Annotated in this window: 17 protein-coding genes; 7 read left to right on the top strand and 10 right to left on the bottom strand. The window is 34.7% G+C overall.

Features of this window, described 5'->3' with window-relative positions; translation table 11 throughout:
• Positions 1 to 489: 489 nt before the first annotated feature.
• From ABC346_RS02455 to ABC346_RS02440, 4 genes are all read right to left on the bottom strand, one after another.
• Positions 490 to 630, bottom strand: coding sequence for a hypothetical protein (locus tag ABC346_RS02455; RefSeq protein ID WP_413233398.1), 141 nt, complete (start codon positions 628 to 630; stop codon positions 490 to 492).
• A gap of 242 nt (positions 631 to 872) precedes the next feature.
• Positions 873 to 2,123 carry an FtsW/RodA/SpoVE family cell cycle protein gene (locus ABC346_RS02450; RefSeq protein ID WP_413233397.1) on the bottom strand — a complete coding sequence of 417 codons (1,251 nt, stop codon included), beginning with the start codon at positions 2,121 to 2,123 and terminating at the stop codon, positions 873 to 875.
• A complete protein-coding gene (locus ABC346_RS02445; RefSeq protein WP_413233396.1) occupies positions 2,120 to 2,551 on the bottom strand; it encodes a PadR family transcriptional regulator in 432 nt (143 codons plus the stop codon). Before ABC346_RS02445 ends, ABC346_RS02450 begins: the two co-directional genes overlap by 4 nt.
• A gap of 2 nt (positions 2,552 to 2,553) precedes the next feature.
• Positions 2,554 to 3,099 (bottom strand): sigma-70 family RNA polymerase sigma factor, encoded by a 546-nt coding sequence (locus tag ABC346_RS02440; RefSeq protein WP_413233395.1) that lies wholly within the window; start codon positions 3,097 to 3,099, stop codon positions 2,554 to 2,556.
• 941 nt (positions 3,100 to 4,040) lie between these two features.
• Here ABC346_RS02440 and ABC346_RS02435 point away from each other — a divergent pair.
• Entirely contained in the window at positions 4,041 to 4,895 is an 855-nt protein-coding gene (locus ABC346_RS02435; protein WP_413233394.1) for an aldo/keto reductase, read from the top strand.
• Between the two features lie 443 nt (positions 4,896 to 5,338).
• On the opposite strand, the gene ABC346_RS02430 is transcribed toward ABC346_RS02435, so the two are convergent.
• Genes ABC346_RS02430 through ABC346_RS02420 form a run of 3 tightly spaced genes read right to left on the bottom strand, consistent with a single transcriptional unit; the run spans position 5,339 to position 7,738 of the window.
• Entirely contained in the window at positions 5,339 to 6,070 is a 732-nt protein-coding gene (locus ABC346_RS02430; RefSeq protein ID WP_413233393.1) for an ABC transporter permease, read from the bottom strand.
• Positions 6,048 to 7,004 (bottom strand): ABC transporter ATP-binding protein, encoded by a 957-nt coding sequence (locus ABC346_RS02425; protein WP_413233392.1) that lies wholly within the window; start codon positions 7,002 to 7,004, stop codon positions 6,048 to 6,050. Before ABC346_RS02425 ends, ABC346_RS02430 begins: the two co-directional genes overlap by 23 nt.
• Complete coding sequence (locus tag ABC346_RS02420) at positions 7,001 to 7,738, bottom strand: MerR family transcriptional regulator (RefSeq protein WP_413233391.1); 738 nt, start codon at positions 7,736 to 7,738, stop codon at positions 7,001 to 7,003. The genes ABC346_RS02425 and ABC346_RS02420 overlap by 4 nt, the downstream gene beginning before the upstream one ends.
• A 158-nt stretch (positions 7,739 to 7,896) precedes the next feature.
• Between ABC346_RS02420 and ABC346_RS02415 the strand changes: the two genes are divergently transcribed.
• On the top strand, positions 7,897 to 8,052 hold the full coding sequence (locus ABC346_RS02415; protein WP_413233390.1) for a hypothetical protein: 156 nt from the start codon (positions 7,897 to 7,899) through the stop codon (positions 8,050 to 8,052).
• A gap of 272 nt (positions 8,053 to 8,324) precedes the next feature.
• The gene (locus tag ABC346_RS02410; RefSeq protein ID WP_413233389.1) at positions 8,325 to 9,317 is read left to right on the top strand and encodes a zinc-dependent alcohol dehydrogenase family protein; all 993 of its coding nucleotides are present in this window, start codon (positions 8,325 to 8,327) and stop codon (positions 9,315 to 9,317) included.
• 151 nt (positions 9,318 to 9,468) lie between these two features.
• Here the strand turns inward: ABC346_RS02410 and ABC346_RS02405 are convergent, their stop codons facing one another.
• From ABC346_RS02405 to ABC346_RS02395, 3 genes are all read right to left on the bottom strand, one after another.
• Entirely contained in the window at positions 9,469 to 9,942 is a 474-nt protein-coding gene (locus ABC346_RS02405) for a DMT family transporter (protein WP_413233388.1), read from the bottom strand.
• An 11-nt stretch (positions 9,943 to 9,953) separates the two neighbouring features.
• On the bottom strand, positions 9,954 to 10,382 hold the full coding sequence (locus ABC346_RS02400) for a DMT family transporter (RefSeq protein WP_413233387.1): 429 nt from the start codon (positions 10,380 to 10,382) through the stop codon (positions 9,954 to 9,956).
• 85 nt (positions 10,383 to 10,467) lie between these two features.
• Entirely contained in the window at positions 10,468 to 10,782 is a 315-nt protein-coding gene (locus ABC346_RS02395; protein ID WP_413233386.1) for an ArsR/SmtB family transcription factor, read from the bottom strand.
• 1,116 nt (positions 10,783 to 11,898) lie between these two features.
• Between ABC346_RS02395 and ABC346_RS02390 the strand changes: the two genes are divergently transcribed.
• The 4 genes from ABC346_RS02390 (at position 11,899) to ABC346_RS02375 (ending at position 15,459) form a co-directional block, all read left to right on the top strand.
• Entirely contained in the window at positions 11,899 to 13,803 is a 1,905-nt protein-coding gene (locus tag ABC346_RS02390; protein WP_413233385.1) for an endonuclease MutS2, read from the top strand.
• 157 nt (positions 13,804 to 13,960) lie between these two features.
• Entirely contained in the window at positions 13,961 to 14,020 is a 60-nt protein-coding gene (locus tag ABC346_RS02385) for an erythromycin resistance leader peptide (RefSeq protein WP_139136384.1), read from the top strand.
• Between the two features lie 57 nt (positions 14,021 to 14,077).
• Positions 14,078 to 14,809 (top strand): 23S ribosomal RNA methyltransferase Erm, encoded by a 732-nt coding sequence (gene erm / locus ABC346_RS02380; protein ID WP_413233384.1) that lies wholly within the window; start codon positions 14,078 to 14,080, stop codon positions 14,807 to 14,809.
• A gap of 203 nt (positions 14,810 to 15,012) precedes the next feature.
• Entirely contained in the window at positions 15,013 to 15,459 is a 447-nt protein-coding gene (locus ABC346_RS02375; protein WP_413233383.1) for a GNAT family N-acetyltransferase, read from the top strand.
• Positions 15,460 to 15,555: the final 96 nt, after the last annotated feature.

Genomic DNA, 15,555 nt, shown 5'->3' with positions numbered 1-15,555 from the left:
GTATTTTTATTTTTCGTTCAAAATAACCACCTAACTTTCTCGGGGTAATTCAATTTTCCTTATCCACATCTGCTACATCATAATTTTTAGTCCGTAAGATGGGTCGTCAACTTCGCCTATTCATCCCCAATGATTAGAGCATTCCTATCTCTTATAATCACGAGGACCTGAGTAGAGTAGTTTTTAAACCACACATGATAATTTAATAGGAATTATAGTGAAAAAAAGACTATCTAGCATGTAGCGAATTAATGCAAACCATATAACGGGCAACCAAAACGTTTCCTGTCATTTTTTAAACTTTGATAGTATTTTCAAAGTTGCCATGAAATCAATATGGCATCGTTCTTGCTTCATCAACACTTCTTCTTTCCTTCGCTGTTGGAAAACTCAAGTTGTATTAGCGTATGTATTCGGATGGTTTTTCAATCCTCTTCCAATTACTTTTTTAAGTCAATACAATTCATGCTTCGGTTCCAGTTCTTTTGCTCAAATTCCAATTCTGAAAGTTTGACGGTGCTTTTCCGGTGGATGATCCCAACTAATAGATTCATAATACTTCTTGCCCGTCTTAATCCCGTAAGGCGGTAAGAGAAACATTGAAAAAGAATGAAAGACGACTTCATTCATCACTGGACTCCTTTGTTAGGTGGTATGTTATTCAGATGGTCATTAAATAATACAGTCTAAAAAGTTAACTTGTTCCCATCCCAAAGGAGATATTTGAGGTACGATGATAGTTGTGTTTTGTGGAAAAGTGAATAGGTTTAAATAGAAATCAGCCTGTATCAAAGGTTATTTTAATCTAAGCTACAGGCTTTCGATTTCAAAATGTGTTTTAATAGAGTATTTGGTAACGGTTATGCACTAAATTAATTTACCATTGTAGGTTCTACAATATCTTTTCTTCGATAAACGTTCAGAATAAGGCCTAGTAGTGCAGAATAAACTAGCAACATGCTTCCTCCATAACTAATAAACGGCAGGGGTACTACCATGGTTGGGACTATTCCAAGACCCATTAGAATGTTCCAACAAGCGGGAACAATAAATAATACAGCCCCTCCGATTGCTAATAATCTACCGAATAAATCCTTTGTTTTAAAAGCATTTAATGAAATCCGCAAAATAAATACAAAGAGGAGTAGAGAAAGGATAATTCCGAATGCCCAGCCAAGAGAATAGACGAGAAATGGGAATACAAAATCTGTATGTGCTTCATGGAGCTTTAGATCATTGTAAAGTCCCTTGCCGAACCAACCAGCCTCTGAAAGGATATCTTTCAATGGTATAAGTGTATCAGAGAGATAGCTATTAGGGAGATTAAGAATCATCGTGCTAATGAAAATGATACCTATAAGCAGATTACCAATGGCTACTTTAATGGCAAATTGTTTATGAACATAAGAAAAAATATACATTGCTAATACGCAAAAAAAGTATATTATACTAAACATAAATTGTGGGACCATGATGTAGAGAAGGACTGGAGTCCAAAATAGGAATAATAGCATTCCTTGTTTTTTCCAACCTTTAAACTCATTGATTTTGGCAAAAATGCCGGCCCACGCTAAGAAAAACAAAAATAAGGATATAGCTGGAACATCTATCGTAATACCCCCGAAAGAAATCCATTTTTTTGCTCCGTTAATCTCAATGCCAACTAAAAAAGTTGTGAAAAACAGGATTAAGCCACCTCCATAAAAATAGATCCACAAATTTTTCAGTTTCCTGTAATCAAAGAATAGAAATCCTATGAGAGCAAGAATAGCAAGGACGAGCCAGACTACTTGTTTTTTTATTAAAAAAATACTAGGTACTGAAAAACCACCAATCAGTGGAAGAAAACTAATGCCTGCAAGAATGACAAATAAAACAATAAGGAGCCAATCCATTCTCGGTTTATGAAGATGATTCATGTTTTTACCAACGGTAGAGGGATCCCCCATTTCCTGCATTGCCTTTTTATCCGCATCTTTTATAGATAATCCTCTCTCTTGAAAAGATTGACTTAGCTCTTCCATATGATCACTAAGCTCTTTTTTGATCATACTGTGAGCTTCCTTGGATTTCACTTTAGAGATTACTTTACTTAAATATTCCTCAAATTTAGAAGAACTCATAAAGAAGCCTCCTCAATTAAATGTTTCAGTGATGCGCATTGTTTAGAACCTTTATGTTCCCACGCAGCTACATATTTTTTTCCTTTCGTAGTTAAGGAATAGTATTTCCTGTCTTCAATCCATTTTGAAGTAATGATTTTCTTATTTTCAAGAAGATGTAAAAGGGTATAGAGCTGGCCTTCATTGCTTTTGAAGCTAAGCTCATTTTTTCGAAATAGTTGGGTGGAAATATCGTAACCATGCTTTGCTCCATTTTGCAGTGAATCTAATATATTTTTAAGGGTTTCTACTTTCCAATAATGAAGTTCTAGGTGAGATTGTTTCCTACGGATCGTTTCTTTTACCGCATTTTTTCTCTCCTCGGAAAAAGAAAGACCTGCAAAATCTTTTTTTATAGAATTCTTTAAGTTATAGAATGGATCGCCCATGATTAAACCTCCTTTTTCATCTTGTTCTTTAATAATTTTCTGGCATGCTTTAACCGAGTTTTTAATGTATTACTATTTACACCCGTAATCTTGCTGATATTTGCTAAAGAAAGCTCCTCGTAGTAATGTAAAAAAACAACTTCCCTGTATTTTACTGGTAAATCCATAACAGCACTTGTTAAACTGTTTACTACATTTTTTGAGATTATTTCCTCTTCAATATGTTTTGACTTGGATGGGATATGGTCCCAAGTTTTATCGCTAAATTTTAACTTGCGATAATGCCAACTACGCAAGTAATCCTTACAATGATTAATGGCAATTCGATATAGCCACGTTTTTATTGATGACTTATTATTAAACTGACTTAGTTTTTCATAGCACTTAATAAATATCTCTTGCGTTAAATCCTCAGCTGTCGCTCGATTCTTTACATATGAAAAAACAAGATGCAGTACATCATCGCTGTAGTTATCCATTAATTGGTCGATAATTTGTTCAGTATTTTCTATGCTATTAACATTTATTGTTATTTCTTCATCACCCATCTAAGTTCACCCCTTTCACCATTTTAGACGAAGCAAGCATCATTTTGGTTTGGAAAAGTTTAAAGGAAAGTAAAGGAAATAATTATGTTTATATTGGAATTGAAATTTTAAAGATTATGTTTTCTATATAAGGAACTACAGCTAAATCATCGCAGGTGTATGTCTTTCATATTATTATTAGTTCCATTCTTTTTTCAGTAAAGTAACAAAAGTATCCCTATCATTAGGAGTTTTTTTCTAATTACAATTATTGTAACCTTTTTCGGGAATTTCCTATACCAATCATGGGATACGGAACTCACCAGGTATCGGTTATTTAATTGCTATCACTTTGGTTAATAAAATGAGTAGATGGGATGTTTTAAATACTCTTTAATAAAGGGGCTCAACTTCAATTACGTAACTTAAACGATCGAGGTGTGATTGTGCAACAAATAGCAATTCAAACAACTTTATTGTCATTGCACATGTGTTATCCCATGACTTTTTTTCTACCCCACACTAAAAATTCGGTACCTACTGCTATATAGTTGATACATAGTAGAAGAGTGGGGAAACAAGTATAGCAAGACAATTATTTAAGGTTAATCAAAATCACAATATGAATCCAGGCTGGATCCAATACGGGTCCAGTCTTTTTTCTTTTGATCAATATCTGTCCAATAAAAGTTCATACGTGTTCAGTTGGTTGTCATTTTGTTTTTATACAGTTTGTAAGAAATGGGCTTTTGGGTAAGGAATTAATAACATTACCTTCAGGCGTAAAACAGTGGAGAAAGGATGGAGAGAGATTTGGTGAGAAACCAAGAAAGTAACTAAGGCATAGCAATTAATTCCGGTTGTGTAGGATTTGTGTAATTCGGGTATTGTAATTATAGACATCATGGAAATGTTTGTTTCCATTCTTAATTTATTGCAAGATTTTTAAAGGAGATGAGATTTTGACTTTAAATAATAACGGTTTTACCCTAAATGATGGTGCAGAGCTTCCTTTTGTAGGATTAGGTACGATCGGTATTAACGGGGATCAGGGCACATTTGAAATTTTAAACGCTTTAAATATAGGATATCGCTTAATCGATACTTCAACAAACTATGACAATGAAGGGATTGTCGGTGAAGCTGTGCGTCGGTCCGCGCTACCTAGAGAAGAAATTTTAATTAGTACGAAATTGCCCGGTTCTTACCATGAATATGACAAGGCATTTATCTTTATTCAAGAATCTCTACGCCGCACTGGATTAAAATATTTTGACAAGTATTTAATTCATTGGCCGAATCCTAAGGACGGTAAATATGTAGAAGCTTGGAAGGCTTTAGTGGATGCTCAAAAACAAGGATTAATCAGAACTATTGGCGTTTCAAACTTTGAACCAGAACATCTGGACGACATTATCGAAGCAACAGGGGTGACACCTGCTACAAACCAGGTGGAGCGTCATCCATATTTTAATAATAACCGTATGGTGGAAGAAAATAAAAAACGGGGCATTCTCACTGAATCCTGGAGTCCTTTTGGTCGAGGTTATCTGAATGACGTGCTAAAAAATGCCACAATTAAAGAAATTGCAGATAAGTACGATAAAACCCCGGCACAGATTATTTTAAATTGGAATTATCAAGCCGACGTATTTTCTATACCAAAATCAAGTAATCCAGCGCATCAAAAAGATAATTTTAATAGTACCAAGTTTAAATTAGCACCTAAGGATATTGAAACAATTGATTCATTGGATAAAGGAGAAGCCGGCCGTGTAGAAGGGCAGGACCCAAATGAATATCACGAGTATGTATAGGCAGGACACTATAAACATCGTATAGTATTCGTTTCATAAAACCAATGTCGTTTTTGATACGATATTCGGTGAAACTCTAAGTTAGATATTTAGAACAATAGATAAAAGGAGGGTCTGCTTATAGCAGATCCTTTTTTTATCTTTAAAATATCTCCCTGCTTTTTTCTACCTCACGTTAAAAAGTCGGTACATACTGCTAAATAGTTGGTACATAGCAGGGAAGAGCGGAGAAACATGTATAGAAAGACAATTATTTAAGGTTAATCAAAATCACAATACGAATCCAGGCTGGATCCAGTCTTTATCTTTTGCTCAAGATTTGTCCAGGGTGTCTAATAAGGGTTCAGGTAAGAAACCAAGAAAGTAACAGAGGTATACTCATACACACACGAAATAGAAAAAGGACTTCTCTACAAGTCCCTTTTCCCCTTATTTTCATACCGTTACTTCCGATTCAAAATAAATATAGCTCCACCGAACCCTAGAATGCACCATACTATTAAATTAATATAATTTCCCATTGTTGCATCAAAGGTAGAAGCAGCCAGTGAAGCGCGCATCACTTCTGCCATCGAATAAATTGGTAACACTTCATGAAGTGACTGAAGCCAGTCGGGTAGGCGTTCCATTGGAAAATTTACCGGTGAAAACATAAGCGCTCCAAATACAACAATTTGGGAAATACCCATCGATGCTGTAGGTGACAACAGATAGGAAAATCCATATCCAACACCAATTGAAGTTAATGCAATCATTAGTAATGCCGGGACTACCGTCCAGGAGATATCATATCCCGGAGTGAACATGAGTTGTGCAACAATAGAAGAAACGATTATTCCCGGCAAGGTAATCAATAACCATATGGTTGTATCTGCCCCAAGGATAACAGAGCGACTAACAGGCCAGGTACGCATGTACTCCATATATCCGTCTGTTTTTGCAGTACCAATTTGCTGAGGCAGTATAACCATTCCTGCAATAATCAAAACAATCGTCGGGGCTCCTGTTGCTAAAAATAGAATCGTTTCCGTATCCGGGTTTGGTATAAGATAGGAAAATCCTATAACAATTCCAGTGGATATCAGTATTTGTAATAAAGCCATAAATATAAAAAACCCGGCATTTCTAAGAAGCTGCATTTGAAAAACATACTTATAATTGCTGACCATATTCATTACGAAACTGCCCCCTTTTAGAAGTTAATTCGATATAAACATCCTCAATTGTAGTTGGAGACAGGGAATAGTCTATAACAAAGCCTTTATCTGTCTGATTCTTTGCCCAATCAATCGTAGATGATACTTTTGGTGGGTCTACAGAGAAAATAAGACGGGATCCGTTCTGATGCGGGGAAAGTGCCCAGTCAGGAACCTCGATATTTTTAAATTCGTTTTCCAGACTAAGTTCAATTCGCATCCGGTCTTCTACTAAACTTTTTACTTCTGAAGGATTCCCTTGTGTCAATATTTTTCCTTTATGCATAATAGCCACCCTGTCCACTGCCTTTTCCGCTTCAAGAACATTGTGCGTTACTAAAATAACGGCGCTCCCGTTTTTCGTCAAGTCACGTATTACCTTCCAAAGGTAACTTCTGCGAACCGGATCAACATCATTGGTTGGCTCATCAAGGATAACTAACTTACCTGGGGCAATCACCGCCATACAAAACGCTGTCAGCCTTCGCACTCCACCTGACAGTTTTTCGCCTTCTGTATTCACCCAAGCCCCCATATCCAATGCTTCAAAGAGCACTTCTACCCGCTTTGGCTCAAATTTTTTCCCCATCCGCATTTTCCCTATCAGCGTCACTGCCTGCTTTGGAGTAAGTAAGCCCAGTGACACTTGGGATTGCGGCTGTATGGAACAAATGGACCTGGCATGAGCAGATGATTGTGTTACTGATTCCCCCAGTAAATGTATATCCCCATGATCAGGTGTTAACAGTCCTAATATTTGATTAACCAACGTTGTTTTACCTGCACCATTATGTCCAAGAAGGCCAAATATTTCTCCTTCATTAATCGTAAATGTGATATTGTCATTAGCAACATTTTTGGATTCTCCTTTACCATGAAAAACCTTCGTAACACCTTTAACATCCAGAATCATTCTTTTAATTCCTCCTTTGCAATAAAAACACTTTCAATGAATTGAATAACTTTTTTGTTCATTGGGTAAAAAACAATGCCTTCCTTTAAATTACGCAGCGCTTCCCACATATCTCCAAGTAATTTTTCATCATTTCCATAAAATTCCTTTGCTTGATTTAACCAGCTTTCCACCAACTGCTGTGCTTTTTCTGAAGCTGGGTCAATGTTAAGATTATTTTTGATATCATGAATGACCTTCATCCATTTCCTTATGTCTTCCTCACTTATATTTTGCACATTCATATCCATGATTTTTTTCATTTCATCGTCATTCAAGTAATCTTTATATTGTTGTAAGGCTTCTTCAGGATCCTGTTGATACAACTGAATAATACTAAAAATAATTTTCCAGTTAATTTCTCCCTCGATCTCAATGGAATACGAAACACCGAGCAGTGCTTGCTCCAGGATCTGCAGACGTTCCTGTTCTCGTTTAACCAATTCCAGTTGCTGTTGGATCGACTCCTGCCAGGTCGAAGTAGAATTTTGCAAGATATCTTTAATTTGCTCCAATGAAAATCCCATATATTTTAAAGCTAAAACTCTTTCCAGTCGCATAACGTCCTCATCACTGTATAAGCGGTGTCCTCCCTCTGTTTTTGATAAAGGTTTAATCAAATCAATTTCATCATAATAATCCAATGTCCTCACAGTAACTCCTGTATTCTTCGAGAGCTTTCCAATCGTGTACATTAGTTCACCTCATCTTTATTTTCTATAGTATAAAACAGCACGTTACGTGTAGTTCAATAGGTAAATGAAAAAATTATAAAAGAAATTTACTTTTACCTGTAAGGGTGAAGAAAACTCTTCGGTTATGGAACTTAATTTATAGTCAAGAATTAAACAAAATGGCTATATTTGACGATGGTAAGACGCTTGATGAAGTATTGTCAGAAGATGTATATAATCAACTTTCAGATATATTTGAGGAAAATGGCGTAGTAGTGTACCGAGCACTCTTAAAGAAAAAGGGTACGATATTGAGAGAGTATATTAGGAGATAATTCTTAAGTTTCATTCGTCATTAAATGATGGATAAATAAAATTACAGCTTTCCTGAAGTAAAGGGAAGTTCTTTTTTTATGGATCAGTATGATAGTTGTAATATAATTAATGAAACGGTTTGTTCATATTCCCTTCTAAAGACTAAAAGTTTTTTTACATATAAGCACTTCGGCATTTTATTTATCATGAAGTTTATTCCACACGATAAATACTGTTAACAATTGGTCACGAAAAGATATAAAATTGTTTTATGATTATAGGAGAGGATTCTTTGAAAGCTAAATGTATTCAATTTACTAATTTTGGAACTCCCAACGAAGTACTTAATGTTGAATATAAAGTCATTCAACCCCCTAAAGAAAATGAGGTACTTGTACGGATGATAGCCAGACCAATCAACCCATCTGATTTAATACCGATAAGAGGTGCTTACGCTCATAGAATTTCACTACCAAGTATTCCGGGATATGAAGGAGTTGGAATTGTTGAAGATGTAGGTTCTGCAGTATCTCCTAGTCTTGTCGGTAAACGTGTTTTGCCCTTAAGGGGAGAAGGGACTTGGCAGGAATTCGTTAAAACATCGGCAGAGCACACAGTGGTAATTCCAGAATCTATTGATCACTTTACAGCTGCGCAATTGTATATAAATCCAATTACAGCTTGGGTCATCTGTACCCAAGAGTTAGGGTTAAGTCCAAATGATGTTCTCTTAGTTAATGCATGCGGTTCATCTATCGGGCATTTATTTGCCCAATTATCAAAAGTTATAGGCTTCCGATTAATTGCAATAACCAGGAATGATAATTATTCAAAGGAACTAGTAAGACTTGGTGCTTCCTATGTGATTAATACGACTTCAGTCAATTCATTGTATGAAGCAGTAATGGATTTAACTGATGGGGTTGGAGCCAATGCAGCTATTGATTCAATTGGAGGTACAGACGGTAACCACTTAGCATTTTGCGTGCGTCCTGAAGGTACTTTTTTAACCTTAGGTCTTTTGTCAGGAGTCCAAGTTGACTGGGCGAGCATTACAAATAATGCAAAGGTAAATGCGAAACTATTTCATTTGCGGCATTGGAATAAAAGAAGTTCAATAGACGTCTGGCAAGAAACATTTAACCAATTAATAACATTGATCCAAGACAAAAAGTTAAGACTTATGAGACCTAGATCATTTTATAACTTAACGGAAATAAGGGATGCCGTACATAATGTTGAAACGATGGGAGCAAACCAAGGCAAGGTGTTTCTAATGAACTGAGAAATTGCTAATCTGGTGTTTTATAATGGACATCCCCACAAGATGATAAGGATGAAACAGTGGTTCCTTCTAGCCATATTAAAAAAATAGGTCAACCAGTAATAACTGGCTGACCTTATTATATTCGGTCTAGTTTAATTGAAGAAGTAATTTATTGAAAATCCAAATTTTCTTCTGTATTAGAGCGCTTATTTCCTTGATAAATGAAATAAACAGCAATAATCATAAATAACATTGCAACGAGTCGTTTCCAGTCTAAAGTTATTACTAAACTATTAAACCATCCAAAATGGTCAATAATTATACTGCTAACAAGTTGCCCACTGATAATGGCAACATTGGTAGCTACGACCCCGATTCTTGGAACCGCTATGACAGAGAGAAGTAAGAACGCCGTACCTAAGAATGCCGCGCTTAACTGCCAGACTGGAGCTGTGAGAATTCCCAATATATCCCCTTGACCGAAAAAAATGATAATAATTGTCAGAAACACTAAGCCAGTTAACATGGTTAAAAATGTCGTTTCGATTGTTCCGGCTTTTCTACTAAATGTTCCATGGATGGATGATTGTGCGCTTAACGTGATACCAGCTAATAAGGTAAATAGAATCATTAATGTATCCATTATTAGACCTCCTAGTTAATTAATATAAGGGCAATTATCATTGAAATAACTGCAAATACTTTTTCTTTATTAATTCTGGTTTGCTTAATACCGAGCCAACCAAAATGTTCAATAACCATACTCATTATCAATTGACCAATAATTACTGTAACCATCGTTATACCAACACCCACATAAGGAACACTAATAACGATAGCTGTTAAATATACAACCCCTAAGACTCCTCCAAGGAGTGACCATTTGGGTGCTTCCATCGCATAGGAGAGTCTACCTTTTCCAAAGAATAACCATAATAATCCCATTATGAGAGAACCCATAAAAAAGTTATAAAAACTCGTTTCCAGTTCTCCTATTGTTTCTCCTAGTTGACCGTATATTGCGCTTTCGAAACTAAGTGCTGCCCCAGCTAATACTGCTAAAATATATGCTAAATAACGCATTAAATAATAACCTCCCTAATCCTTATATTTAAATATCTAGAATAATCGATATAAAAAGCATAAAAAACAGAAATCTACAATCGACTTAGATTTCCGTTTTAAAATATTCAGCTAACCTAGAAAAAGTTTCTTCGTTTCGCCTATAATAAGTCCATTGACCATAACGAACAGATTCCAGGAGACCTGCATTCTGCATCGTATTTAGGTATTGGGAAACGGTAGATTGAGAAGCTTTGGCTTTTTCTTGAATATCTCCTACACACACTCCTCCTTTGATACTTACCCCCTTTGGTAGATGAGCGCCTTGTTTAGGAAAATGCTTCTCTGGTTCCTTCAACCACTTTAAAATGTTAAGTCGAGTTTCATTTGATAACGCCTTAAATACATCAATCGGTTCCATGGTTTTCATTATATCGATGTTTTACGATATGTCAATAAGTGTACATTAAACGAATGGTATCTTTATATTTTCTATCTTATCAATCTTGAATATTGAAAGGTAAACTTACTTTATATGGTTTGTTAGTGGAACGGCAGATAGATACAAACGACAAGCGATCTGTCGAAATCCTTATCAAGGAAAAAGGAAAAGAATTCTATCATGAAATGCAGCTACTGATTAATGAAAGTTTACATTCCCAGATGAGCAAGAGGGATATACAAAATATAAATAGATTATTTGATTAATTTCAAGTGTACTGTACGAAGGCAATGTTTAACAACAGACATTTGCTTAGGTAAGATAGTTTTTGGAATTGTAATAGAACCATGAATTCGTTCAGAAGGTGAAACGTATACATTAATAAAATTGACTTTACTTTTTTATGAAGGCATAGTATGATTGAAAACACAAAATTAGATTTCAATGAAAGTAACTATATAATAATAAGAGGTGCTTTTTGTGAGTGCGGTAGGTATTAAATAGGTAAAAATTAATGGAATAAACACGGTAGCAGAAGGGAATTATTTTCATAATGTCCTTATATTTTACTGTGTCTTTATTCCAAATCCTATGAAGATACCTACAGTACTACTTTATAAAGCGTGTAATGGCAAGGAATGGACTATGTTAGTATAGTTTGTTTATGCAGATTACACATGCCTTATAAACGTATATAAAAACTGCGGTATCCCCGCAGTTTTTTTGTGTTTATTTAAATGAATCAATTTCATAATTAATATATTTGATGTAAAATCCGTATGTTGCGTTGTTTGATTTCCATTGCAAACGGCGCTTTCCGCAGGCACCGGTTTTTAGCTAACTTGAAAAGAAGAACACTTTTTTAGTGGATCTTCAGCTCGTGCGGTTCCTGCAGGATTCGGTGTCTTCCATTACAATCACAGCCAAGTTATTGCTATAAGCCGAACATTAAATATAATAACCTCTAAAACGTTCACTTTTAGAGAATTTAGCAATTATGAAATTTATAACATTTTTTAGTTGCAATATCATTGAAATCTAATGAGTAGGTATCTTCATTCATAATCTAAAATATAAGAATGAGGAGATTACAAAATGAATAATGCAACTTTCGAGAAGTTACAATACAATGAATTAAAACAAATAGTTAAATCTTACTGTGTAAGTGGATTAGGTAAACAATTACTAGATAAATTAGAACCAAGTTCAAATCTAAAAGTAGTTAAAAATCGATTGAATGAAACAACAGAAGCGCGAAAAATCATAGATGCGAAGGGGCATATCCCATTTTTAGGAGTATCTAACATTGATAGCATCATACAAAATATTGAAAAAGATATAATACTTGATCCAAGTGAATTAATAAGTGTGTCAGACTTTTTAAGAGGTTGTAGAAAAATTAAAACGTTTATGATGGGACAAGAATTTTTTGCCCCAGTACTAGCATCTTATGCAAATTCAATGACTGAATTTCAGCATATCGAAGAGGAAATTAATTTTTCTATCAAAGGGAACAGCGTTCATTCAGGTGCAAGTAGAGAATTAAAGAAGATTCGAAGTAAAATTGAAATAACGGAAGAAAAGATTAAAGACCGCTTAAATAAATTTTTAAATAATGATATGAACAAGAAGTATATTCAAGAGGCCTTTATTAGTAAAAAAGATGATCGTTATACGATTCCTATTAAGGCTTCTTACAAAAATCAAGTATCAGGTGCCATCATTGATGTATCTTCTAAAGGTACCACCGTGTTTATAGAACCAAATACAGTTACCAAATTAGGGGGAGAACTTGCGAGTTTAAAAGCGGAACAGGCGATGGAAGAATATCAAATATTAGCTACTCTATCTGGAATGATCTTAGAGAATATATATGAAATCAAGATTAACATGGAACTTATTAGTCAATATGATATGGTATTCGCAAAAGCAAAGTTCAGTAAGGAGATTGACGGTTTAGAACCGAAATTAAACGATTACGGCTTTATAAAATTAGTGGATTGCAAGCACCCGCTCCTAGTAGGAGAAGCTGTACCACTTAATTTTGAGATAGGCCATGATTATCGTAGCCTAATCATCACCGGCCCTAATGCTGGCGGGAAGACTATTGTGTTAAAGACAATTGGATTACTGACTTTAGCAACCATGTCAGGTTTTCATATTGCCGCAAATAAGGAAACAGAAATAGCCGTATTTGAAAACATCTTTGCAGATATTGGGGACAATCAAAGTATAGAAAATGCGCTAAGTACATTTTCATCTCATATGAAAAACCTCTCAGAGATCATGCGGTTATCCAATAATAATACCCTGTTACTATTCGATGAAATTGGAAGTGGGACAGAACCGAATGAGGGATCTGCTCTTGCGATTTCGATCTTAGAGGAATTTTATCACATGGGATGCATCACCGTAGCGACAACACATTACGGAGAAATAAAGCGATTTTCAGAAATACACGATGACTTTATGAACGCAGCAATGCGATTTGATAATGATACTTTGGAACCTTTGTATCAATTGGTAATAGGAAAATCAGGTGAAAGTAACGCTCTTTGGATTTCTAGAAAAATGAATGTTCCAGAGAATGTTTTACAAAGAGCGAGTCATTATATGCAGGGCAAAGGTTATCAATTAGAACGTGTCAATGAGGATAAAATCAGGAAACCTAAAATCAAAAAAGATAAAAATGTTCAGTATAAGTATGAATATAGCAAAGGTGACCGTGTGAAGTTATTAGAACATGATGATTTTGGGATTGTATATAAAGAAATGGATAATTTCTATAATGTTGTTGTGTTTTATAAAGGAAAATTTATGGAAGTAAATGTGAAGCGTATTTCTTTAGATATTGCGGCGAAGGAATTATATCCGGCAGGCTATGATTTAGAGACATTGTTTGTTGATCATCAGACTAAGAAAATGGAACATGATTTGGAACGAGGGTCCAAAAAAGCACTTCGAAAAGTTGAAAAAGAAATTAAAAAGAATAGAGAATGAAATAAAAAGATAATTAGAACACAAAAAAAGAATTAGGGAAATGATATAATTAACTTGTTAAAACAAGAAATGGAGGTTTCAATATGTGTGCTAACGTAGCAGTAGTAGAGTTTACTTTATCTTTTTCATAATGAAAAGAATGGAAAGGAGGTAAAGTATGGGTATATTTTCAATATGTGTCTTTAAAAGAGTTCGTTATCAACCAGATCAAAAATAATTGGTTATAATGAACTCTTAAGACCAGTTTGTTATAACCAGCAAGGAGAAGGTTATAATGAACAGAAAAAATCCAAGAGACACGCAAAATTTTATTACTTCTAAAAAGCATGTAAGAGAAATATTAGCTCGTACGAATATTAGTAAACAAGATAATGTGCTAGAAATCGGGTTAGGAAAAGGGCATTTTACAAAAGAACTAGTTAAAATAAGTCGATCAGTGACGGGTATAGAAATCGATGAAGAATTATGCCGAATCACTCAAAATGCAGTGCGTTCTTATGAGAACATAAAGGTGATCCATTCGAATATTTTAAATTACGCCTTTCCTAAAAATACAAAGTATACAATATTTGGTAACATCCCATTTAATATAAGTACGGAAATTGTTAAAAGAATTACCTTTGAAAGTAAGGCAAAATATAGCTACCTTATCGTTGAGAAAGGTTTTGCAAAAAGACTGCAAAACTTGCAACGGACTTTAGGTTTGTTATTGATGGTGGAAATGGATGTAATTATCATTAAAAAAATACCAAAAGCGTATTTTCATCCGATGCCCGGAGTGGATTGTGTATTAATCCTTCTTGAACGACACGAACCATTGATTTTAAAGAAAGACTTTAAAAAGTACGAAACCTTTGTATATAGGTGGGTGAACAGAGAATACCAAACTCTTTTTACTAAAAATCAATTCAGACAAGTCTTGAAACATGCAAATGTCACGAATATTAATAAACTCTCAAAGGAACAATTTATCTCAATATTTAATAGTTACAAGCTGTTTCATTAATTGAAAACATCGCAACACGTCCTCTACCCTTTATAGGGTAGAGGACGTGGTTATTTATATTCATCATCTTTAAGTCGATTCAGTAATTAGATTAATTATCTATTCATTTTGAACCCAGATCAGTATAAACTTAAGAGAAGGTTTTCAATCCTGAAATTTAGAGAAGACAATAAAATAATGCATTTATATTAGGGGGAAATTATATGAGGGCATGTGTATTACAAACAAGAGATTATGAACAAATGAAAAAATTATTTTTAGACGTATTTTCAAGTGAACCCTGGTTTGATAAGTGGGATGAAAAGCAACTAGACTTATACATGAAAGACCTGACAGAGAATAATAACTCGCTTTCGATAGCTATGTATGATGAGAAAGAAGAGCTTATTGGTTGCTCGTTAGGGTATGTATTTAACTGGTGGGAAGGACGGGAATATTATATTAAAGAATTTTTCATTTCGACAAATATACAAGGTCAAGGTAAAGGCAGTACCTTTCTCAATTTAATGGAAGGCATGCTAAAAGATAGAGATATTAAACATATACTATTATCCACTGAAAAAACGGTTCCAGCATACCAATTTTACAAGAAAAATAAGTTTACGGTTTTGAATGATTCCGTGTTTCTAGTGAAAAAAATTCCAGAATAAGATTTGTAGTTTTAAATTAAGGTGTAGAAAGTGTTGCACAAAAGTGCGTTGAGCGACGGGGCCGAATTACTTTATTGAGACTAATTAATCTTGGCT

This window comes from Oceanobacillus phoenicis (assembly GCF_047238145.1).
In the GTDB taxonomy this organism is placed as follows: domain Bacteria; phylum Bacillota; class Bacilli; order Bacillales; family Amphibacillaceae; genus Oceanobacillus.
This window is presented reverse-complemented; position numbering and strand designations above follow the sequence as displayed.